18 protein-coding genes are annotated in these 19,295 nt (G+C 70.6%); 11 read left to right on the top strand and 7 right to left on the bottom strand.

Annotated features, from left to right (window positions below):
- Nucleotides 1–14: 14 nt before the first annotated feature.
- The 5 genes from ACG00Y_RS06475 to ACG00Y_RS06455 all read left to right on the top strand — a co-directional run bounded on the left by ACG00Y_RS06475 (nucleotide 15) and on the right by ACG00Y_RS06455 (nucleotide 3,907).
- On the top strand, nucleotides 15–671 hold the full coding sequence (locus ACG00Y_RS06475; protein WP_394477084.1) for a hypothetical protein: 657 nt from the start codon (nucleotides 15–17) through the stop codon (nucleotides 669–671).
- Between the two features lie 62 nt (nucleotides 672–733).
- A complete protein-coding gene (locus ACG00Y_RS06470) occupies nucleotides 734–1,321 on the top strand; it encodes an RNA polymerase sigma factor (protein ID WP_394477082.1) in 588 nt (195 codons plus the stop codon).
- Entirely contained in the window at nucleotides 1,318–1,953 is a 636-nt protein-coding gene (locus ACG00Y_RS06465; RefSeq protein WP_394477080.1) for an anti-sigma factor family protein, read from the top strand. The genes ACG00Y_RS06470 and ACG00Y_RS06465 overlap by 4 nt, the downstream gene beginning before the upstream one ends.
- Complete coding sequence (locus ACG00Y_RS06460) at nucleotides 1,950–3,215, top strand: S8 family serine peptidase (RefSeq protein ID WP_394477078.1); 1,266 nt, start codon at nucleotides 1,950–1,952, stop codon at nucleotides 3,213–3,215. Before ACG00Y_RS06465 ends, ACG00Y_RS06460 begins: the two co-directional genes overlap by 4 nt.
- Before the next feature lie 65 nt (nucleotides 3,216–3,280).
- Nucleotides 3,281–3,907 carry a hypothetical protein gene (locus ACG00Y_RS06455; protein WP_394477076.1) on the top strand — a complete coding sequence of 209 codons (627 nt, stop codon included), beginning with the start codon at nucleotides 3,281–3,283 and terminating at the stop codon, nucleotides 3,905–3,907.
- Between the two features lie 19 nt (nucleotides 3,908–3,926).
- Here ACG00Y_RS06455 and ACG00Y_RS06450 read toward each other — a convergent pair whose 3' ends face one another.
- Nucleotides 3,927–4,427 carry a MarR family winged helix-turn-helix transcriptional regulator gene (locus ACG00Y_RS06450; RefSeq protein ID WP_394477074.1) on the bottom strand — a complete coding sequence of 167 codons (501 nt, stop codon included), beginning with the start codon at nucleotides 4,425–4,427 and terminating at the stop codon, nucleotides 3,927–3,929.
- A 145-nt stretch (nucleotides 4,428–4,572) separates the two neighbouring features.
- On the opposite strand from ACG00Y_RS06450, the gene ACG00Y_RS06445 reads away from it, so the two are divergent.
- Genes ACG00Y_RS06445 through ACG00Y_RS06425 form a run of 5 tightly spaced genes read left to right on the top strand, consistent with a single transcriptional unit; the run spans nucleotide 4,573 to nucleotide 10,216 of the window.
- On the top strand, nucleotides 4,573–5,823 hold the full coding sequence (locus ACG00Y_RS06445) for a thiolase family protein (protein ID WP_394477072.1): 1,251 nt from the start codon (nucleotides 4,573–4,575) through the stop codon (nucleotides 5,821–5,823).
- A gap of 4 nt (nucleotides 5,824–5,827) precedes the next feature.
- Entirely contained in the window at nucleotides 5,828–7,387 is a 1,560-nt protein-coding gene (locus tag ACG00Y_RS06440) for an acyl CoA:acetate/3-ketoacid CoA transferase (RefSeq protein WP_394477070.1), read from the top strand.
- A gap of 30 nt (nucleotides 7,388–7,417) precedes the next feature.
- Nucleotides 7,418–8,188, top strand: a complete 771-nt coding sequence (locus ACG00Y_RS06435; RefSeq protein WP_394477069.1) for an SDR family NAD(P)-dependent oxidoreductase — start codon at nucleotides 7,418–7,420, stop codon at nucleotides 8,186–8,188.
- Nucleotides 8,189–8,216: 28 nt separating this feature from the next.
- On the top strand, nucleotides 8,217–9,251 hold the full coding sequence (locus ACG00Y_RS06430; RefSeq protein WP_394477067.1) for an aromatic ring-hydroxylating dioxygenase subunit alpha: 1,035 nt from the start codon (nucleotides 8,217–8,219) through the stop codon (nucleotides 9,249–9,251).
- Nucleotides 9,248–10,216, top strand: coding sequence for a PDR/VanB family oxidoreductase (locus ACG00Y_RS06425; RefSeq protein ID WP_394477065.1), 969 nt, complete (start codon nucleotides 9,248–9,250; stop codon nucleotides 10,214–10,216). The genes ACG00Y_RS06430 and ACG00Y_RS06425 overlap by 4 nt, the downstream gene beginning before the upstream one ends.
- A gap of 33 nt (nucleotides 10,217–10,249) precedes the next feature.
- Here ACG00Y_RS06425 and ACG00Y_RS06420 read toward each other — a convergent pair whose 3' ends face one another.
- The 6 genes from ACG00Y_RS06420 to ACG00Y_RS06395 form a co-directional block, all read right to left on the bottom strand.
- Nucleotides 10,250–11,602, bottom strand: a complete 1,353-nt coding sequence (locus ACG00Y_RS06420) for a porin (RefSeq protein ID WP_394477064.1) — start codon at nucleotides 11,600–11,602, stop codon at nucleotides 10,250–10,252.
- A 34-nt stretch (nucleotides 11,603–11,636) separates the two neighbouring features.
- Nucleotides 11,637–11,789, bottom strand: coding sequence for a hypothetical protein (locus tag ACG00Y_RS06415; protein WP_394477063.1), 153 nt, complete (start codon nucleotides 11,787–11,789; stop codon nucleotides 11,637–11,639).
- A gap of 81 nt (nucleotides 11,790–11,870) precedes the next feature.
- Complete coding sequence (locus tag ACG00Y_RS06410) at nucleotides 11,871–12,677, bottom strand: oxidoreductase (protein ID WP_394477062.1); 807 nt, start codon at nucleotides 12,675–12,677, stop codon at nucleotides 11,871–11,873.
- A 113-nt stretch (nucleotides 12,678–12,790) separates the two neighbouring features.
- Nucleotides 12,791–15,892: an efflux RND transporter permease subunit gene (locus ACG00Y_RS06405; protein ID WP_394477060.1), complete on the bottom strand. Its 3,102-nt coding sequence runs from the start codon at nucleotides 15,890–15,892 to the stop codon at nucleotides 12,791–12,793.
- Entirely contained in the window at nucleotides 15,889–17,007 is a 1,119-nt protein-coding gene (locus ACG00Y_RS06400; protein WP_394477058.1) for an efflux RND transporter periplasmic adaptor subunit, read from the bottom strand. Before ACG00Y_RS06400 ends, ACG00Y_RS06405 begins: the two co-directional genes overlap by 4 nt.
- A gap of 75 nt (nucleotides 17,008–17,082) precedes the next feature.
- Nucleotides 17,083–17,700, bottom strand: a complete 618-nt coding sequence (locus ACG00Y_RS06395) for a TetR/AcrR family transcriptional regulator (RefSeq protein ID WP_394477056.1) — start codon at nucleotides 17,698–17,700, stop codon at nucleotides 17,083–17,085.
- 83 nt (nucleotides 17,701–17,783) lie between these two features.
- On the opposite strand from ACG00Y_RS06395, the gene ACG00Y_RS06390 reads away from it, so the two are divergent.
- The gene (locus ACG00Y_RS06390) at nucleotides 17,784–19,262 is read left to right on the top strand and encodes an efflux transporter outer membrane subunit (RefSeq protein ID WP_394477054.1); all 1,479 of its coding nucleotides are present in this window, start codon (nucleotides 17,784–17,786) and stop codon (nucleotides 19,260–19,262) included.
- Nucleotides 19,263–19,295: the final 33 nt, after the last annotated feature.

The raw sequence follows: 19,295 nt of genomic DNA, 5'->3' as shown, positions 1-19,295 counted from the left end.
CCGCGGCGTCGTTGTTGCTGCTGTGCGCCGGCGCCGCTGCGGCGCAGACGCGCAGCCTCAGCGCCGAGCTGGCCGTCAGCAGCGAACTGACGGAGCGCGGTGCCTTCGTCGGCCTGCGGCGCCCCATCGCCCAGGCGGCCGTGTCGCTGTACGACGCCACCGGCTGGTCGGTCGGTGGCGCGCTGGGCGTGCCCAGCAACGGCCTGCGCAACGCCCGCGTCGTGCTGCGCGCTGCGCACGACCGGCCGCTGGCCGGCGACTGGCAGCGCCAGGTCGCGCTGCAGTACTACGGCTACCCCGGCGGCGGACCGACCGGCCGCGGCTTCGACCGCTGGGAGGCGGCGCTGGAGCTGCGCTGGCGCGACCGCTTCATGCTGGGCGCAACCGGCTTCCACTACCTGCACCCGGCGCCCGGCACCCCGGCGCTGCAATGGGCGCTGGACGCGGGCGGCCGCTGGTCGCTGGGGCCGCAATGGTCGGCCCAGGCGGCGCTGGGCCTGGCGCGCGTGCGCAACCGCGGCGCCTACGCCTACGGCAGCCTGGGCCTGGCCTGGCAGGCGGGCGACTGGCGGGCCGAGGCCAACCTGCTCGCGTCCAGCCCGCAGGCGCGCCGCCTGATGCCCAGCAGCACGCCGGGCCACCTGTCCATCGCGCTGACGCGAATGTTTTGACGGGGCGTGCAACCGTGCGCGCCGAACGCGGCACACACGGCCAGTGACCTGACCCCGATGCCATGAGCTTCACACCACGACCCGACGAGGTCGACCAACAACTGCTGCGCGCCGTGGCCGGCGGCGACCGCGCGGCGCTGGCCACGCTGTACCGCGCCTACCACCCGCGCCTGTGCCAGTTCCTCACCCGGCTGACCCGCCGCACCGACCTGATGGACGAGATCGTCAACGACAGCTTCTGGATCGTCTGGCAGAAGGCCGGCGGCTTTCGTGGCGACTCGCGGGTGTCGACCTGGATCATCGGCATCGCCTACCGCTGCGGCCTGAAGGCGCTGCGCCGCGACGGCCCTGACGACCTGGACAGCCTGGACGACGATGACCTGCCCGCCACCGCAGCCGCCGACGAGCCGGCCGAGCAACGCGAACTGCGCGACTGGCTGGACAAGGGGCTGAGCAAGCTGAGCTGGGAGCAGCGCGTCATCGTCGAGCTGGTGTATGCCGGCGGCCACTCGCTGGAGGAGGCTGCCGCCATCACGCAGGCGCCGGTGGGCACGCTGAAGTCACGGCTCTTCCAGGCGCGGCTGAAGCTGCGCAACCTGCTGCCCGCACTGGCCGGCGACGCCGCGCCGCTGAAGGAGAACCTGCCATGAGTCCCACCCCCGGTCACGACGACGCGAGCCATGCCCGCGTCCAGGCCCTGATGCCCTGGGTGCTGAACGGCCAGGCCGACGCCGGCCAGCAGGCCGAGGTGGCACGGCATCTGGCCAGCTGCGCGGCCTGCCGCGACGAGATGGCCCGCCAGCAGCGGCTGCAGGCCGCACTGCAACTGCCCGCGAACCCGTCGCCGAGCGCCGAGCAAGGCCTGGAGCGGCTGCTGCAGCGCATCGAGCTGGAGGGGCTGGACGAGCAGCCCAGGCCAGCGCCCGCGCGCCCCCAGCGACTGAGCCTCGCGCTGGCCGCCTGCGTGGCGCTGCAGGCCGTGGCGCTGGCCGTGCTGGCGCCACGCGCCTGGCAGCACGAGGACGCGGCCTACCGCACGCTCAGCCAGGCCGGGCCGGCCGACACCGGCCGCCTGCGCGTGGTGCCCGCGCCGCAGCTCAGCCTGGCCGCCTGGCAGGCGTTGCTGCTGGCGGAAGGCCTGCAAGTCACCAGCGGGCCCAATCAAGCAGGCGCCTACGCGCTGACGCCGGTGGCCACGCACGCCGACCTGCCGGCGCTGCTGGCCCGCCTGCGCGCCCGCCCCGAGCTGCTGCTGGTGGAACCGCTGCAGGCAGCGCCATGAGGTGGGCCCTGCTCGTTGCGCTGCTGCTGGCGCTGGCCGGCTGCGCCAGCGCGCCCACCGCACCGGCCGGCGCCGACGCCGACATGCAGGCCCGCAGCGACCGCTTCGTCGTCGTGGCCGTGGCCAACCCGCTGCAGCGGCTGCCGTCCCGCGCCGGCACCAGCCTGTCCAGCTACGGCGGCACGCCGCGCTACACGCAGGGCGAGCAGGCGGCCCGCGTGCTGGCCGACGTGGCGCGGCGCCACCAGCTGCGCGAGGCGGCGGCCTGGCCCATTCCCGTGCTGGGCGTGCACTGCGTGGTGTTCGAGATCGCACCCGACGCCTCGCGCGACGCGGTGCTGGCCGCACTGGCCCAGGACGCGCAGGTGCAGCTGGCGCAACCGCTGCACGACTTCGAGCCGCTCGCCACCGACGCGCCGGGCGTGCGCTATGACGACCCCTACCTGCCGCTGCAGCAGGGCTTCCTCGCGCTGGGTGTGCCGCAGGCGCACCGCCTGAGCACCGGCCGCGGCGTGCACATCGCCGTGATCGACACCGGCGCGCAGACCGACCACCCCGACCTGAACGGCCGCGCCATCGCACTCCACAACCTCGTCGACGAGCGCCCGGCGGCGGCGCTGGCCGAGCGGCATGGCACCGAGGTGCTGGGGCTGATCGCGGCCACCGGCAACAACGGCCAGGGCATCGTCGGCATCGCGCCGGACGCCCGCCTCAGCCTCTACCGCGCCTGCTGGTACGGCGCCGCGAACGGCCGGGCCCGCTGCAACAGCTTCACGCTGGCCAAGGCGCTGGTGGCCGTGCTGGCCAGCGACGCCCGCGTCATCAACCTGAGCCTGGGCGGCCCCGACGACCCGCTGCTGACCCAGTTGCTGCAGCAGCTGCTGCGCCAGGGCCGCAGCGTCGTCGCCGCGCTGCCGGCCGATGGCCTGCGCCGCGGCTTCCCGGCCGGCGTCCCGGGCGTCATCTCGGTCGCCGCGACCGGCCAGGCCGACGGCGCCGCACCGCTGCAGGCGCCCGGCCGCGATGTGCTGACGCTGCAGCCCGGCGGCCGCTACGACTTCGCCAGCGGCTCGTCCATGGCGGCAGCCCAGGTCAGCGGTGTCGTCGCGCTGATGCTGTCCGCCCAGCCGGCGCTGGACGGGCCGGCCATCGCGCACCTGCTGACCGGCGCCGAAGGGCGGCCATGGACGGCCCAGCAGCTGCTGGCGCTCGGCAAGGCCGCACCGGCGGGCCGGCAAACAGCTGCTCACAATTTCAGATAGCCACTGCAACCATTTGCCTGATTCACGGCACCTACCGCCGTTGCCACTTCTTCAGGCCTTGCGACATGCTGCTCAAGAACCTGCTCGTGTTCGTCCACCTCATCGCCATGGCGGTCGCCGTGGGCAGGATGCTGGAGTTCGACCTGCGCTTCCTGCGCGCCGCCCACCTGCCCATGAACGGCGCCATGCGCCGCGCGCTGCGGGCCACGCAGCGCACGATGACGGCGACGCTGGGGCTGCTGTGGGCCACCGGCCTGGCGCTGGTGGCCTTGGCGGCCTGGCAGGACCCGAACGCGCTGCTCAACGAGAAGCTGTGGATGAAGATGGTGACGGTGGCCTGCCTGACTGCCAACGGCGTCGTGCTGCACCGCTTCGCCTTCCCGCTGCTGGCCGGCGGCCTGCCCTTTCTGGCACTGCCACCGCGGCAGCGCCTGGGCCTGACGCTGTGCGCCGTGATGTCGTCGGTCTCCTGGCTGTACGCCAGCTTCCTGGGCATCGCCCGCTCCTGGAACCACAGCGCGCCCTTCGTCCACGTACTGGGCGTCTACCTGGCGCTGCTGGCGCTGGCGGCGCTGGCCGCCACTGCCCTCGTGGCCGTGCTGGCGGCCAGCCAGCGGCCCGGCGGATGCGACACGGACGACGGCACCACGCGCTTCTCCGACACCGTCGCGCAGGGCGGCCCCGGGGGCTGACGCCGCCGCAGCGGCGCACTCAGCGCGCCAGCCGGCCCAGCAAGTCCATCAACTGCAGCCGTTCGGCGGCGCTGAGGCCGGCGGTCAGCCGGGCCTCGTACTCGGTGAGCTTCTCGCGCAACTGCTCCAGCCGCGCCTGGCCCTGCTCGGTCAGTTGCAGCGAGTAGCGGCGCCGGTCACCCTCCACCTCCATGCGCCGTATCCAGCCGGCCGACTCCAGCCCGTCCACCAGCTTCAACGCGCTCGGCCCCGCCACGTTCAGCGCCTTGGCCAGCGCGGCCTGGTTGGTGCCGGGGCTCATCGCGATCAGCGACAGCGCCGTCACGCGCGCGGGCGACAGGTCCAGCGGCGCCAGCATCTCGAAGAACAGGTCGAAGGCGCGCAGCTGCGCCAGCCGCAGCTGGTAGCCCAGCGCATTGCTCTGGAAATCGAAAACGTCACCCGCGTCGGCGCGGGGCCGGCGGGCTTTGGCACGCGGCGCCAGTTCGGCAGGCGCTGGGGCGGGGGCGGATCTAGGCATTCGTGCTCCTGAGACGGGCGCTGCGCACGGCGGTCGCGGCGGCAACTCAATCGGTCGGAAATCCGACTTGCGCGACAGTATCAACCTTATTACAGTTAGCCATGCTAATGCATAGCCACATTCAACAATTCACCTGACCACGCCCATGCCGGACTTCTCCCGCCCGCTGCACGACACCTGGCTGCTTGCCGGGGCCCGCACCCCCTGGGTCGACTACTGCGGCGCGCTGGCCGCCGTCTCGCCGACCGACCTGGGCATCCATGCCGCCCGTGCCGCCATCGAACGCAGCGGGATGGCCCCGGCGGCCATCGGCGCCAGCGTCGTGGCGTCGATGGCGCATGCCGACTTCGACGCCTACGTGCTGCCGCGACATGTGGGCCTGTACGCCGGCCTGGACATCGGCGCGCCGGCCATCGGCGTGCAGCGCATCTGCGGCAGCGGCTTCGAGGTGCTGCGCCAGGCGGCCGACCAGATCGCGCTGGGCTATGCCGACGCCGTGCTGGCCGTGGGCACCGAGTCCATGAGCCGCAACCCCATATGCGCCTACACGCACCGCAGCGGCTTCAGGCTGGGCGCGCCGGTGGAGTTCAAGGATTTCCTGTGGGAAGCGCTCGACGATCCCGCCGCCCGCGTGTCGATGATCCAGACCGCCGAGAACCTCGCGCGCCAGCACGGCATCCGCCGCGAGGCGGTGGACGCCTACGCCGCCCGCTCCTTCGAGCGCGCGCTGCACGCCCAGGCGCAGGGCTGGTTCGCCGAAGAGATCGCGCCCGTGACGGCCCAGCGCTTCGAGCGCGAGGGTTACCACGACCGCGGCCTGCGCCTGCCGCGCAAGGTCACCACAGTGGCCCAGGACACCCACCCCAAGCCCTCGCCGGTGGAGGTGCTGGCCGGCCTGCGCACGGTGTACGACGGCGGTGTGCAGACGGCCGGCAACTCGGCCGCGCTGGTGGATGGCGCGGCAGCGATGGTCGTCGGGTCGGGCGCCGTGATGCGCGACGGCGGCCGCCCGCCGCTGGCCCGGCTGGCCGGCGCCGCTGCCGCCGGCGTGCCACCCGAGATCATGGGCATCGGCCCCGTGCCCGCCATCCGCCAGCTGCTCGCGGCCACCGGCCTGTCGATGGCGGACATCGCCCTCGTCGAGATCAACGAGGCCCAGGGCGCCCAGGTGCTGGCCTGCGCCCAGGTGCTGGAGCTCGACCCGGCCCGCCTCAACGTCAACGGCGGCTCCATCGCGCTGGGCCACCCGCTGGCGGCCACCGGCCTGCGGCTGACGCTGACCGCCGCGCTGGAGCTGCAACGCCGCGGCGAGCGCTACGCCATCGTCAGCGCCTGCGTGGGCGGCGGCCAGGGCATGGCGCTGCTGATCGAGAACCCGAACTTCTGCAAGGCCTGACCCCATGAAAGTCATCACCGCCGACGCCGTCGGCCCCCTGATCCGCGACAACGCGACCGTCTTCCTGGGCGGCCTGGCCATGATGGGCCTGGCCGAGGAAGTGCTGCAAGGCCTGGAGCGCCACTTCCTGGCCACCGGCCACCCCAACCAGCTCACCACCTGGGCCTGCGGCGCCATCGGCAACGCGGCCGATGGCGGCATGGCCCACCTGGCCCACCCCGGCATGGTGCGGCGGGTCGTGGCCGGCCACTTCGGCCAGACCGGCGCGCAGATGATGGCGCGCGTGCATGCCGGCGAGGTGGAGGCCTACAACTTCCCGCAGGGCTCGCTGTCGCACCTGACGCGCCACATCGCCAGCCGCTCGCCGGGCCTGCTGACGCGCGTGGGTCTGGGCACCTTCGTCGATCCGCGCATCGAGGGCGGCAAGCTCAACGCCGCGTGCAGCGAGGACCTGGTGCGCCTGGTGGAGCTGGACGGCGAGGAATGGCTGCACTACCCCTGCCCGCACATCGACGTGGCGCTGATCCGCGCCACCTATGCCGACGAGCACGGCAATCTCAGCCTCGACCGCGAAGGCCTGCTGCTGGAGCAGCTCTCCATCGCCCAGGCCGCGCGCGCCTGCGGCGGCATCGTCATCGCCCAGGTCGAGGCCGTGGTGCAGGCCGGCAGCCTGCATCCCAAGTCGGTCAAGGTGCCGGGCTTTCTCGTCGACTACGTCGTCGTCGCCGAGCCGCGCAACCACAAGCAGACCATCACGACGCAGTTCAACCCGGCGCTGTCGGGCGACGTGCGCGTGCCGATGAATGCGGTGCCGGCACTGCCGCTGGACGAGCGCAAGGTCATCGCCCGCCGCGCCGCCATGGCGCTGCGCCCGGGCGCGATCACCAACCTGGGCATCGGCATCCCGGCGGGCATCCCGGCCGTGGCCGCCGAAGAGGGCGTGGCCCAGCTGCTGAGCCTGAGCGTGGAGTGCGGCGTCAACGGCGGCGTGCCGGCCTACGGCGGCGACTTCGGCATGGCCTACAACGCCGAGTCCATCATCGAGCAGGCCTCGCAGTTCGACTTCTATGACGGCGGCGGCCTGGACTGCAGCTTCCTGGGCCTGGCGCAGACCGACGCGGCCGGCAACGTCAACGTCAGCAAGTTCAACGGCCGGCCGGTCGGCTGCGGTGGCTTCATCAACATCACGGCCAGCACGCCGCGCCTGGTGTTCTGCGGCACGTTCACGGCCGGCGGCCTGGAGCTGGCCGTGGGTGACGGCCGGCTGACCATCGTCAAGGAAGGCCGCTCGCGCAAGTTCGTCGAACAGGTCGAGCAGATCACCTTCAACGGCAGCGACGCCGCCCAGCGCCGCCAGCAGGTCAGCTTCATCACCGAGCGCGCCGTCTTCGTGCTGCAACCCGACGGGCTGGAGCTGACCGAGATCGCACCCGGCGTGGACCTGGAGCGCGACGTGCTGGCCCACATGGGCTTTCGCCCGCTGATCCGCGACTTGAAGCTGATGGACGCCGCGCTCTTCCAGCCCCACTGGGGCGGCCTGGCCGCCGCGCTGGGCGCGACCTGACCCCGACACACAACACAGGAGACATCGATCATGGACATCCACGGACAAGCCGCCCTCGTGACCGGCGCCGGCTCCGGCCTGGGCGAGGCTGTTGCGCGCGCCCTCGTCGCCGCCGGCGCGCGCGTGGCGCTACTGGACATCAACGAAGCCAGCGCCCGGCGCGTCGCTGACGACCTGGGCGCCAATGCGCTGGCCCTGCGCTGCGACATCGCCGACGCGACCTCCGCCGCCGTCGCGCTGGACGCCGCCGCCGCCGCCCATGGCCCGGCGCGCCTGCTGATGAACATCGCCGGTGTCGGCGGCGCCAAGCGCGTCATCCAGCGCGACGGCAGCCCGGCGCCGCTGGAGGACTTCGAGCGCACGCTGCGCATCAACCTCGTCGGCACCTACAACATGGTGCGGCTGTTCGCCGCCCGCGCCGCCCAGTTGGAGGCCGGCGCGGACGGCGAGCGCGGCGTCATCGTCAACACGGCCTCGGTGGCCGCCTTCGACGGCCAGGTGGGCCAGGAGGCCTATGCCGCCTCCAAGGCCGGCGTGGCGGGCATGACGCTGCCGCTGGCGCGCGACCTGGCGCAGTGGGGCATCCGCGTCTGCACGATCGCACCGGGCATCTTCGCCACACCGTTGCTGAAGGAACTGCCGGAAGCGGTGCAGCAGTCGCTGGCCCAGTCCATCCCCTTCCCCAAGCGGCTGGGCGACCCGGCCGAGTTCGCGGCGCTGGCCCTGCACATTGCCACCAACGGCCACCTGAACGGCGAGGTCATCCGCCTGGACGGCGCACTGCGCATGGCACCGCGCTGACCCCCCGGACACGACAGAGGAGACAACCATGTTCCCGCTCAACACCTGGTACGTCGCGGCCCGCAGCGAAGAGATTCCACGAGACAAGCCGCTCGGCCGCCGCATCTGCAACCAGCCCATGGCCTTGTTCCGCACCCAGGCGGGACAGCTGGCCGCCGTCGAGGACTTCTGCCCCCACCGCGGGGCGCCGCTGTCGCTGGGCAGCGTGCAGGGCGACACGCTCGTCTGCGGCTACCACGGCCTGGCCATGGGCTGCGACGGCAAGACCGTCTCCATGCCCTGCCAGCGCGTTCGTGGCTTCCCGGCCATCCGCAGCTTCCCCGTCCACGAGGCGCACGGCTTCGTCTGGGTCTGGCCGGGTGATGCCGCCAAGGCCGACGTGGCGTTGCTGCCCAGCTTCGAATGGCTGGGCAACCCGGCCTTCGGCTATGGCGGTGGGCTCTACCGCATCGCCTGCGACTACCGGCTGATGGTCGACAACCTGATGGACCTGACGCACGAGACCTATGTGCATTCGACCAGCATCGGCCAGAAGGAGATCGACGAGGTGCCCTGCACGACGCGCGTGGAGGGTGACCACGTCATCACCGAGCGCTACATGAGCGGCATCGAGGCGCCGCCATTCTGGAAGATGGCGCTGCGCATGAACGGCCTGCCCGACGACCAGCCGGTGGACCGCTGGCAGATCTGCCACTTCACGCCGCCCAGCCACATCATGATCGAGGTGGGCGTGGCGCTGCAGGGCCACGGCGGCTATGCGGCGCCGGATGCCGTCAAGGCGGCCAGCTGGGTGGTGGACTTCATCACCCCCGAGACCGACACCTCCATCCACTACTTCTGGGGCATGGCGCGCAAGTTCAAGCCGCAGGACGAGGCGCTCACGGCCCAGATCCGCGACGGCCAGGGCCGCATCTTTGCCGAGGACCAGGAGATGCTGGAGCGCCAGCAGGCCAACCTGCTGGCCTGGCCGGAGCGCAAGCTGCTGATGCTCAACATCGATGGCGGGGGCGTGCAGTCGCGCAAGGTCATCGATCGCCTGCTGGCGGCCGAGGCGGCCGCATGAGTGCGCCGCTGCTGCAACTGCGCGTGGCGGCAAAGCGCCCCGCCGCGCAGGACGTCGTCGAGCTGACCCTGCAAGCGCCCGACGGCGAGCCCCTGCCCGCCTTCGAGGCCGGCGCCCACGTCGAGCTGCACCTGGCGGGCGGCCTGGTGCGGCACTACTCGCTCTGCAACGCGCCGGGCGAGCGGCAACGCTACGTGCTGGGCGTGCTGCGCGAGCCGGCGTCGCGCGGCGGCTCGGTGGCCGTGCATGAGGGCCTGAACCCGGGCGATGTGCTCGCCGTCGGCGGGCCGAAGAACCATTTCTCGCTGCAAGCCACCGCCGCCCACAAGCTGCTGCTGGCCGGCGGCATCGGCATCACGCCCGTGCTCAGCATGGCGCGCCAGCTCGCTGCCCAGGGCCGCAGCTTCACGCTGCACTACGCCGGCCGCAGCCGGGCGCGCATGGCCTTCCTGGCCGCGCTGGCCGACGCGCCGCTGGCCGCCCACACGCACCTGCACGTGGGCGATGAGAACGGGTCCATGGACATGGACGCCGTGCTGGCCGCGCAGCCCGAAGGCAGCGAGCTTTACGTCTGCGGGCCGGCCGGCTTCATCGACGCGGCACTGGCGGCCGCGCGCCGCCTCGGCTGGGCCGAGGCCAGGCTGCACCGCGAGCTTTTCGCCGCCGCGCCGCGCAGCGACACCGGGGAGCACCAGCCCTTCGACATCGAGGTGCAGGGCAGCGGCCAGGTCATCCACGTGCCGGCGGGCTGCAGCGCGGCGCAGGCGCTGCAGGACGCTGGCCTGCCGCTGCTGACCTCGTGCGAGCAGGGCGTCTGCGGCACCTGCCTGACCCGCGTCGTGGCCGGTGAGCCGGACCACCGCGACCAGTACCTCACCCCCGAGGAGCAGGCCGCCAACGACCAGTTCCTGCCCTGCTGCTCGCGAGCCAGATCGCCACGGCTGGTGATTCAGCTGGGCGGCTGAGCCCAGCCCGGTTCGACCTGTCGCTGCATCAGCTCAAAAGCTGTGCCGGATGCCGAAGGCGAGCACGCTGGATCGCCCGTCCGGCGAGATGCCAACGCCATTGAACGCCGGTGTTTCACGCAAGCCGAGCGCGGCCAGGATGGCATCGGGGCCACCGGAGACGTTGATCGGCCTGGCGCCCGTCGGCGTCACGCCGACGATGGGCAACACCCGGCCCTGACGGTCTTCGGCGACGGCCAGCCGCGAATAGAGCACCGTGCGCTTGGACAGCTGATAGTCCACGCCCAGCGAGATGCCGAGGTTCTTGCCGCGGGTGAAGTTCGTGAAGCGGCTCTCGCCGGCCTCGCCTATCCAGACGAAGTTGCCGACGGGCACGCGCGCGCCGACGACGAGGGTCTGAATCTTCGGGTCCAAGCGCCCGGCGCCAGGCAGGCTCAGCGGCGGCTGCCCGGGCAGATTGAGGACGCCGCCATCGAAGTAGCGCCCCTCGTGGACCATCGCGTGCAGCGACGGGCCATCGACCGACAGCATGTACTTTGCGGACAGCGCGAAGCCCCAGTAGCGATCCAGCTCGAAGATCGATCCGCCTTGCGACAGCACGGGGACATCGAACTCGTTGTAGTGCGCGCCTGCGCTCAGGCTGAACGTTGGCGCGGTGTAGGCGAGAAACAGCCCACCGGACCGCCCACGCTTGCCACCGGACTCTGAACCTGACGCTTCGGCGCCCGCGCCGGCGGCCCCCAGCATGGCGCCGGTGGCGGCCGTCACCGTGCTGCCACGCGCCGGGCTGACGATGCGAGAGACACCGGCGTTGGGGCTGTAGGAGACGGCGGCTGCAAAGCCACCGACCCGGGCCCAGTAGCTGATCTGGTTGTCCTGCCTGACCTGCAGCGTGTTGGTGACCAGGCCGGCGGTGAACAGGTCGGTGCCGCCGAGGCCGTCTGGCGTGCCTGACGCGAAGGCGTAGAAGATCGGCGCGTACTGACGGCCGAGGCGGACCTCGCCAGCAGGCGTCGTCAGGTACACCATGGCTTGCTTGCCGAAGAAGCGGCCGTCCTGGGACAGGCTGCCGTCATCGCTGCCGGGCTGCGATTCCAGAACGAAGCCCGCCGCATACCCGCCGCCCAGGTCCTCGCGCCCCTTGAAGCCCAGGGTGTTGGTGCGCGAGAGACTCTGCGTCACCCGCGTCTTCGTGCCGGCGCTGCCGGGCGGAAAGATCAGCGCGGCGGACGCGCCGGTGGGCGTGCCCGCACTGCCGGTCGTCTTGTGCGTCGTGTCGACCGCCGTGTCGATGTTGCCGTACAGCGTCAGCACCGCCTGGGCGCTGGCCCCGGATGCGCAGACCGAAAGCGCGGCCGCCAGGCCGATGCGAGTGCGGAGGTTCATGTTTGTCCCCGGATCGGTTTTAGGTGGTTTGCCATCAGTCCCAGGAGGTCAGCTCACAGCCCGGCGTGGTGTAGCCAAGCTCTCGCTGGATCTGAGGCGCGTCGCACGCCTTCTTGTCGACGGGCGCCGCACAACCGGCAAGCGCAGCGAGCACGGCCAGCAGGGAAACACGCAGGTAAGTCTTCATGGGGGAACTCCTTCAAGGTTTGCCCCGTTGGGGCGGTGTTCGGCAAGGGCCTTGCCGAGGTGAATCCGCGCAGGCTCGGGCTCAGCCCAGGCCCAGCGACTTGCGCAGACTCTTGTCGACCGGGCCCGCCGGCATGAAGCGGCGCAGCTTGCTCAGCAGCGAGGCCTGACCCGCCGGCGTGCGGCGCATGCGCCAGGGCCCGAAGGCGGCGTCGACGATGGTGTCGGCCACCTTCCCCGGCTCGTCACCAGCGCTGACATTGGCGGAGACGGCCTGCAGGACGGCCTTGCGCTCGCGGTCGTAGGCATCGATCAAGGTCGCTGCCAGCGGCGAGTTGGCTTCGAGATTGGTCTTCGTATAGAACGGCTGGACCAGGGTCACGCGGATGCCGAACTGACGCACCTCGTGATCCAGCGATTCCGACAAACCCTCGACGGCATGCTTGGACGCCGCATAGACGCCCATATAGGGCGCGGGCAGGAAACCCAGCACGGAGCTGACGTTGACGATGCGGCCCTGCCGCTGCGTTCGCATGTGGGGCAGGACCGCCTGCGCGACCCTGAGCACGCCCAGCACGTTGGTGTCGAACAGCGCGGCCGCCTCGGCGGGCGTGGTCTCCTCCACCGCGCCGACCATGTTGAAGCCGGCGTTGTTGACGAGGACGTCGATGCGACCTGCGCGCTGGATGACGTTCAGCACGCCGGCCAGGACCGAGGCGTCGTTGCGGACGTCCATCTCGACCAGCTCGATATCCGGGGTCGGGCTGGCCTTGGCCAGGCTGCGCACGGTGCCGAAGACACGGCTTCCACGCGCGGCGAATGTCTTGGCCGTGACGAGGCCGATGCCGGATGAAACGCCCGTGATCAGGACGACGGGTTGTGTGGTCATGATGTTCCTTCTTGGTTCGGTTGAATGAGGCGAAGCGCGGCCCCACGCGTGCCGCTGCACGCGCGATGCTTCGTCGCAAGGGGGTGCCGCTGGCGGGAGCAGCGGCTGCTGGATCAGGTGGCTGGGCTGGCCGGCGTAGCGCCGGTCACCGCCCCTTCTCGGCCCGGCCGTATTCGGAACCAGATTGCATACATCGCCGGCAGGAACACCAGCGTCAGCACCGTGCCCGCCAAGGTGCCGCCGATGAGGGTGTAGGCGAGCGTTCCCCAGAACACCGACTGCGTCAGCGGGATGAAGGCGAGGATGGCCGCCAGCGCCGTCAGGATCACCGGCCGCGCCCGCTGCACGGTCGCCTCGACTACCGCCTGGAAGGGCGGCTGGCCGGCCTGCTCGTTCTCCTTGATCTGCCCGATCAGGATCAGCGTGTTGCGCATCAGGATGCCTGACAACGCGATCAGGCCCACCAGCGCATTGATGCCGAAAGGCTGCTGGAACAGGATCAAGGTCGGCACCACACCGATCAGGCCGAGCGGGCTGGTCAGGAAGACCATCACCATCGCGGCCAGCGAGCGGACCTGCAGCACGAGGATCAGCAAGGTGACGGCCAGCATGATGGGGAAGATCGGCAGCATCGCGACCGTCGCCTTGCCGGATTCCTCGATGGAACCGGCCTCCTCGATCCGGTAGCCACTGGGCAGCTTGTCAATGACGGGCTTGAGCTGCTGCGTGATGGCGGCGGACACATCCGGCGGCTGCAGGTCTTCGGCGATGTCGCCGCGGACCGTGATCGTGGGCATGCGGTCGCGGCGGCGCATGACGGGTTCTTCCATGCGCACGGCTATGGCGCCGACCTGCGACAGCGGGATGCGCTGGCCGTTGGCGCCGGCCAGCGTGAAGTCGCCGATGCGCGCCGGGTCGAGCCGCACATCGCCGGCCGAACGCGCGACCACCTGGACCGTGCGGATGTCCTCGCGAACGGCGGTGACCGGCACGCCGCTGAGCAGGAACTGCAGCTGCTGCGCGACCGCGCTGGAGGTCAGCCCCACCGCCTGCAGGCGATCCTGCTGCAGCGTGAAGTGCAGCATCGGCGTCCGGGTGCCCCAGTCCGTGTTGACGGTGCGCATCATGGGGCTGGTCTGCATCACCTGCTGCACGTCGGCGGCGATCTGCCTGAGCGTGTCTGGGTCCGGCCCGGTCACGCGATAGGCGACCGGGTAGGGCGAGTAGGGACCGAACACCAGTTGCGTGACGCGCACATGGGCCTCGGGCGCGAGGCCGTCGGCGATGGCCTGGCGCAGCCGGTGCTTCAGCGCCTCGCGCTCCTGCTGGCTGTCGGTGCGCGCGACGATCTTGGCGAACGACGGGTCGGGCAGCTCGGGCGACATCGACAAGTAGAAGCGCGGCGCGCCCTGCCCCACATAGGCGGTGACGATCCTGGCCTCCGCCTGCTTGGCCAGCCAGGCCTCGACCTTGGCGGTTGCGGCGCTGGTCTGGGTGATGGCCGTGCCGTAGGGCATCTGCACCTCGACCAGCACCTCCGGTCTATCCGAGATAGGGAAGAACTGCTTCTTCACCACGGCCATGCCGAGCACGGACAGCACGAACAGCCCGACGACCGCCCCGGCAACCCACCACTTGCGCGCGATGACGCGACCGAGCGTGCGGCGGAAGCGGTTGTAGCGCGGCGTGTTGTACAGCGCCGCGTGCCCGCCTTCCACCGTCTTGAAGTCCGGCAGCAGCTTGACGCCGAGATAGGGCGTGAAGACCACCGCGACCACCCAGGACGCGATCAGCGCGATGCCGACGATCCAGAACATGTTGCTGGTGTACTCGCCGGCCGTGGAGCGCGCAAAGCCGTTGGGCATGAAGCCGACGGCAGTCACCAAGGTGCCCGACAGCATGGGCGCCGCCGTGTGGCTCCAGGCATAGGCGGACGCGGCCAGGCGGCTGTAGCCCTCCTCCATCTTCACGACCATCATCTCGATGGCGATGATGGCGTCGTCCACCAGCAGGCCCAACGCCAGGATCAGCGAGCCCAGCGTGATGCGGTCGAAGCTCTTGCCCGTGGCCAGCATGACGACGAACACGGCCGCCAGCGTCAAGGGCACGGCGGCGGCCACGACGACGCCGACTCGCCAACCCATGCTGACGAAGCACACCACCAGCACCACCAGCAGGGCGGCAAAGAACTTCATCATGAATTCGTCGACCGACGCGCTGATGTTGACGGCCTGGTCGGTGACCTTGGTGAGGCTGATGCCCGTCGGCAGGTCGGCGTTGATGCCCTGGATCTCGCCGTCGAGCGCCTTGCCGAGGTCCAGGCCGTTCCAGCCGTCGCGCATGACCACACCCAGCAGCAGCGCGGGCTCACCACCATTGCGGATCAGGAAGCTCGCCGGGTCCTCGTAGCCGCGCTTGACGGTGGCGATGTCCGACAGCTTCAGCGTGCGCCCCTGCGCCACCAAAGGTGTGTCGCGGATCTTCTGCAGGTCGTCGAACGCACCGTCGACACGGATGAAGACCTCGGGGCCTCTCGTCTCGACAGAGCCGGCCGGGGTCAGCGCGTTCTGGCCGTTCAGCGCCGCGAACACGTCCTGGGGGCTGAGCCCCAGCGTGGCGATGCGCTCGTGGGAGAACTCGACAAAGATGCGCTCCGACTGCTCGCCGACGATGTTGACCTTCTTGACGCCCGGCACGTGCAGCAGCCGCTGGCGCAGTTGCTCGGCGTCACGCACGAGCGCACGCTGCGGTTCGCCCCTGGCCTTCAGCGCGTACAGCGCAAAGGTCGTGTCCGAATACTCGTCGTTGACGAAAGGGCCGATCACGCCGGGCGGCAGGTTGCGTATCTCGTCGCCCACCTTCTTGCGGGCCTGGTAGAACTCGTCCTGCACCTCGGCCGGCGGCGTCTTGTCCAGCAGCGTCAGCGTCGTGAAGGCCAGGCCCGGCCGCGTGTAGGTCTCGGTGCGGTCGTACCAGCGCAGCTCCTGCATGCGCTTCTCGATCTTCTCGGCGACCTGGTCCTGCATCTCCTGCGCGGTGGCGCCCGGCCAGGCGGTGACGATGGTCATCACCTTGATCGTGAAGGCCGGGTCCTCGGCGCGGCCGAGCTTGAAGAACGACAGCACGCCCGCCGCCGAAATCAGCAGGAGCAGGAAGACGGTGATGGCGCGCTCACGAACCGCGAGCGCCGACAGGTTGAAGCGGCCCGCGCTCACGGGCGGCTCCCGTTGTTCGCGGCGGCCACGGCCGGGTCCATCACGCGGACCTGCGCGCCCTCGCGCAGCAGATGCGCGCCGAGTGCGACGACGATCTCGCCGCGCTTGACGCCATCCACGACCTGGGCGCGCTCATCGTCGACACGCTTGATCGTGACCGTCCGCCACGTGATCTTGGTCGGTGAACCGCTGACGACCCACACCCCCGGCCCTTTGCCGGCGTCGAACACCGACGCGATCGGCACCTGCAGGGCCGGATGCCCGGTGGAGGGCTCGTCTGCCATTTGCACCGTGACCGTGGCGCCCAGCGGGGCGTTGGCGAGTGCACCGTCCAGCACGTAGCGGGCCTCGAAGGTGCGCGTGAGCCGGTCCGCCGCGCTCGACAGCTGCCTCAGCTTGACGGGACTGCCGGCACCCTCGCTGCCGAACAGCCTGGCTTCGGCCTTGGCCCCGATCGCCGGGCGCAAGGTCTCCGGCAACTGGACAACGGCCTCGCGGTGGCCCGCATGGGCCAGGCGGACGACCGGCTGGCCCGCCACCACCACCTGCCCCGGCTCGGCCAGCGTCTCGGTGACGACGCCGTCGGCATCGGCGATCAGCTCCGCGTACCGGCTCGCATTGCGGGCCACGCTGGCCTGCGCCTCGGCGGCGCTGAGCTGCGCCTTGGCTGCGTCTGCCGCCGCCTTGACCTGGTCGTAGGCGGCGGTCGAGATGGCGCCGGTGCCGCGCAGGTCGCGATACCGGAGCTCATCGTCAGCCGTCTGCTGCGCACGGGCCCTGGCGGCTGCGACGGCCTCGTGCTGGGCCTCGGCGGCCAGCTTCAGGTCTACGGGATCGATGCGCATCAGCAGCTGGCCGCGCTTCACGGCCTGGCCCGTGTCGACCAGGCGCTCCAGCACCTTGCCCGGCACGCGGAAGCCCAGGTCGCTTTGCACGCGCGCCGCCACGGTGCCCGTGAAGGACCGGGACGACCCCGAGGCGTCCTGGACGACGGCGGTCCTCACCAGCGGCGCTTGAATGCGCGCATCCGTGATGGGCGTCGATTCGCCGCAAGCGGCCAAGGCCAGCGGCAACACGCAGATGACGGCAGAAAGAGCGAGGCGAGGCCGGCGCATGAAGGTCCCTTGGATGACGAATCAGGACCTTCATTTTGATTCTTGTGACCAATGCAGTCAATAGTCACAACGGATTTAGGGCGACAAACTTCGCAGAACGAGGCTGGCCAGCAGCGCCGGCGCCTGTTCGGTGCTGTCCATGCTGTGCTGCAGCAGCAGCGGATTCAGATAGGGCCGCATGACCAGGTGGATGGACATCACGGTCTCGTCCAGCGGCGTCTTGCGCTCGAAGTCGCCGCTCTGCCGCCCTTCCTGCAGCACGTCGCGGAGCAGTTGCTGCGTGCGCGCTTCGTAGTCGATGACGGCCTGCCAGCGCTCCGTCGCCGCCGAGGTGGCGATCTCGAAGAGCTTGCGGTCCTGGAAGAAGAGCCGCAGGCTGGCCTCGGTGCTGACCTTGAAGAGGCGGCGCAGCTTGTCAGGCGGCTGGGCAGCCTCGGCGATGGCTGCGCTGACCTCGGCCTCGATCTCGCGCAGGCAGTTCGCGCAGATCAATTCGCCAATCGCCTGCTTGGACTCGAAGAACTTGTAGATGTAGGCCTTGGAGAAGCCGATGGCCTTCGCCAGGTCGGACACCGTGGTCTTCTCGTAGCCGTAGCGGCTGAAGTGCTCGGTGGCCGCAGCCACGATTTGCGCACGGACGTCATGGTCGGCCGGGCCGCGGGCCGGCGTCGGGGAGGTGCTCGTTGATGTCATGGGCGTCAGCTTACGGGAGAGCGTCACATTGGACAACGAGTGACCATTTGGTATTATGGTCACTTCAATTCCAGGAAGAGTCCATGCCCTCCCCTTCAGCGCTTGCCGCCCTCCTCCTCCTCGCCAGCCTGACCGCCGGTTGCGCTGTCGGGCCAGCCTACACACACCCCACTGCGCCGCTCCCTGAGCGCTTCCAAGGCCAGGCCGAAGTGGATCGCCGCGCGGCAACCGGCAGCGCCGACCTGGCGCAATGGTGGGCGGCCTTCGACGACGCGCAACTGGCGCGGCTGGTGCAGATCGCGCTGCAGCAGAACCTGGACCTGGCGCAGGCCACGGCCAGGGTCGCCCAAGCGCGGTCTGCCGTCGGCATGGCGAACGCCGCCTTGCTGCCGTCGGGCCATGTCGGCGCCCAGGCCGCAAGGGCCTACCCATCAGTGGAGACCCCGTTGGGCCAGGTGCTGAACGCCAACCCCGGCTTTGACCGCCACGGGAGTTCCTACGAGGTCAACGCCAGCGCCGGCTGGGAACTCGATCTGTTCGGCGGCTTGCGGCGCGGCAAGGAAGCGGCTCAGGCCGAGTACCAGGCTTCAGAAGCCGGCGCCGTCGCAGTGCGCCTGGTCGTGGCGGCACAGACGGCCGATGTCTACGTGAGCATCCGCGGGCTGCAGGCGCGTCTGGCGATCGCCCATCGTCAGGTCCAGACCCAGCAGGAACTGCTCGACAAGGTCAAGCTGCTGCACGGCAAGGGCCTTGCTGCGGAGACGCAGGTCCACCAGGCCGAAGGCGCCCTGGCGCAGCTTCGTGCGTCGATACCCGTTCTGCGGGCCGGCCTGGCGACGGCCATGAACGCGCTGGATGTGCTGCTGGGCGCGCTGCCGGGCACCCACAGCGCCGCGTTGGCCGGCGGCGGCCGCATACCGGCAGCGCCAGGGATAGCCGCTTCGGCGTCGCCGGCCGAGCTGCTGCGGCGTCGCCCGGACCTGATCGCAGCGGAGCGCCGCCTGGCTGCAGCGAACGCCCGGGTCGGCGTCGCGCTTGCCGAGTACTACCCGAAGTTCTCCCTGAGCGGCTTGATCGGCAGCGCCACCTCCGTTTCCGCCGGGAGTCTCTTCAGCGGCGGTGCCAGCCAGGCCGCCGGCGTGCTGGGCCTGCGGTGGCGACTCTTCGACTTCGGCCGCATCGACGCGCAGATCGAACAGGCCAAGGGCCAGGAGGCCGAGTTGCTAGCCGGCTATCGCCTCGCCGCCCTCAGGGCGACCGAAGACGTCGAGAACGCGTTCTCGGCCCTCGTGAACAGGGAGATTCAGCTTGCGGAGTTGACGCAAGGGGTCGAGTCGCTGACCCGTGCGCGCGCAGCGGTGTTCGCCGCCTATCAGAAGGGTGTCGTCAGCCTGATCGAGGTGCTGCAGGCCGATGACAACCTGCTGAGGGCTTCCGACGCCCGCGCTCAAGCGCAAACGGAGGCGGCTCGGGCTGCGATCTCCTCGTTCAAAGCACTCGGCGGTGGCTGGCAGCCGCCCGCGCAGAACGTGGCCACAAGGCGTCTTTCAGGCGCTCTGTGACGACAGCGGCGCCGGTCTCCCGACCTGAAGGGT

Source organism: Pelomonas parva (genome assembly GCF_043555835.1).
Classification (GTDB): Bacteria; Pseudomonadota; Gammaproteobacteria; order Burkholderiales; family Burkholderiaceae_C; genus Pelomonas; species Pelomonas parva.
Note: the sequence above shows the minus strand (reverse complement) of the source record. Positions and strands in the feature narration are given on the sequence as shown.

Bases quoted from the DNA above. Each gene is read 5' to 3' on its own strand.
- ACG00Y_RS06450 (WP_394477074.1), bottom strand. From the start codon at position 4,427: ATGCCTAGATCCGCCCCCGCCCCAGCGCCTGCCGAACTGGCGCCGCGT.
- ACG00Y_RS06455 (WP_394477076.1), top strand. From the start codon at position 3,281: ATGCTGCTCAAGAACCTGCTCGTGTTCGTCCACCTCATCGCCATGGCG.
- ACG00Y_RS06440 (WP_394477070.1), top strand. From the start codon at position 5,828: ATGAAAGTCATCACCGCCGACGCCGTCGGCCCCCTGATCCGCGACAAC.
- ACG00Y_RS06465 (WP_394477080.1), top strand. From the start codon at position 1,318: ATGAGTCCCACCCCCGGTCACGACGACGCGAGCCATGCCCGCGTCCAG.
- ACG00Y_RS06470 (WP_394477082.1), top strand. From the start codon at position 734: ATGAGCTTCACACCACGACCCGACGAGGTCGACCAACAACTGCTGCGC.
- ACG00Y_RS06400 (WP_394477058.1), bottom strand. From the start codon at position 17,007: ATGCGCCGGCCTCGCCTCGCTCTTTCTGCCGTCATCTGCGTGTTGCCG.
- ACG00Y_RS06435 (WP_394477069.1), top strand. From the start codon at position 7,418: ATGGACATCCACGGACAAGCCGCCCTCGTGACCGGCGCCGGCTCCGGC.
- ACG00Y_RS06445 (WP_394477072.1), top strand. From the start codon at position 4,573: ATGCCGGACTTCTCCCGCCCGCTGCACGACACCTGGCTGCTTGCCGGG.
- ACG00Y_RS06390 (WP_394477054.1), top strand. From the start codon at position 17,784: ATGCCCTCCCCTTCAGCGCTTGCCGCCCTCCTCCTCCTCGCCAGCCTG.
- ACG00Y_RS06395 (WP_394477056.1), bottom strand. From the start codon at position 17,700: ATGACATCAACGAGCACCTCCCCGACGCCGGCCCGCGGCCCGGCCGAC.
- ACG00Y_RS06460 (WP_394477078.1), top strand. From the start codon at position 1,950: ATGAGGTGGGCCCTGCTCGTTGCGCTGCTGCTGGCGCTGGCCGGCTGC.
- ACG00Y_RS06420 (WP_394477064.1), bottom strand. From the start codon at position 11,602: ATGAACCTCCGCACTCGCATCGGCCTGGCGGCCGCGCTTTCGGTCTGC.
- ACG00Y_RS06430 (WP_394477067.1), top strand. From the start codon at position 8,217: ATGTTCCCGCTCAACACCTGGTACGTCGCGGCCCGCAGCGAAGAGATT.
- ACG00Y_RS06410 (WP_394477062.1), bottom strand. From the start codon at position 12,677: ATGACCACACAACCCGTCGTCCTGATCACGGGCGTTTCATCCGGCATC.
- ACG00Y_RS06425 (WP_394477065.1), top strand. From the start codon at position 9,248: ATGAGTGCGCCGCTGCTGCAACTGCGCGTGGCGGCAAAGCGCCCCGCC.
- ACG00Y_RS06415 (WP_394477063.1), bottom strand. From the start codon at position 11,789: ATGAAGACTTACCTGCGTGTTTCCCTGCTGGCCGTGCTCGCTGCGCTT.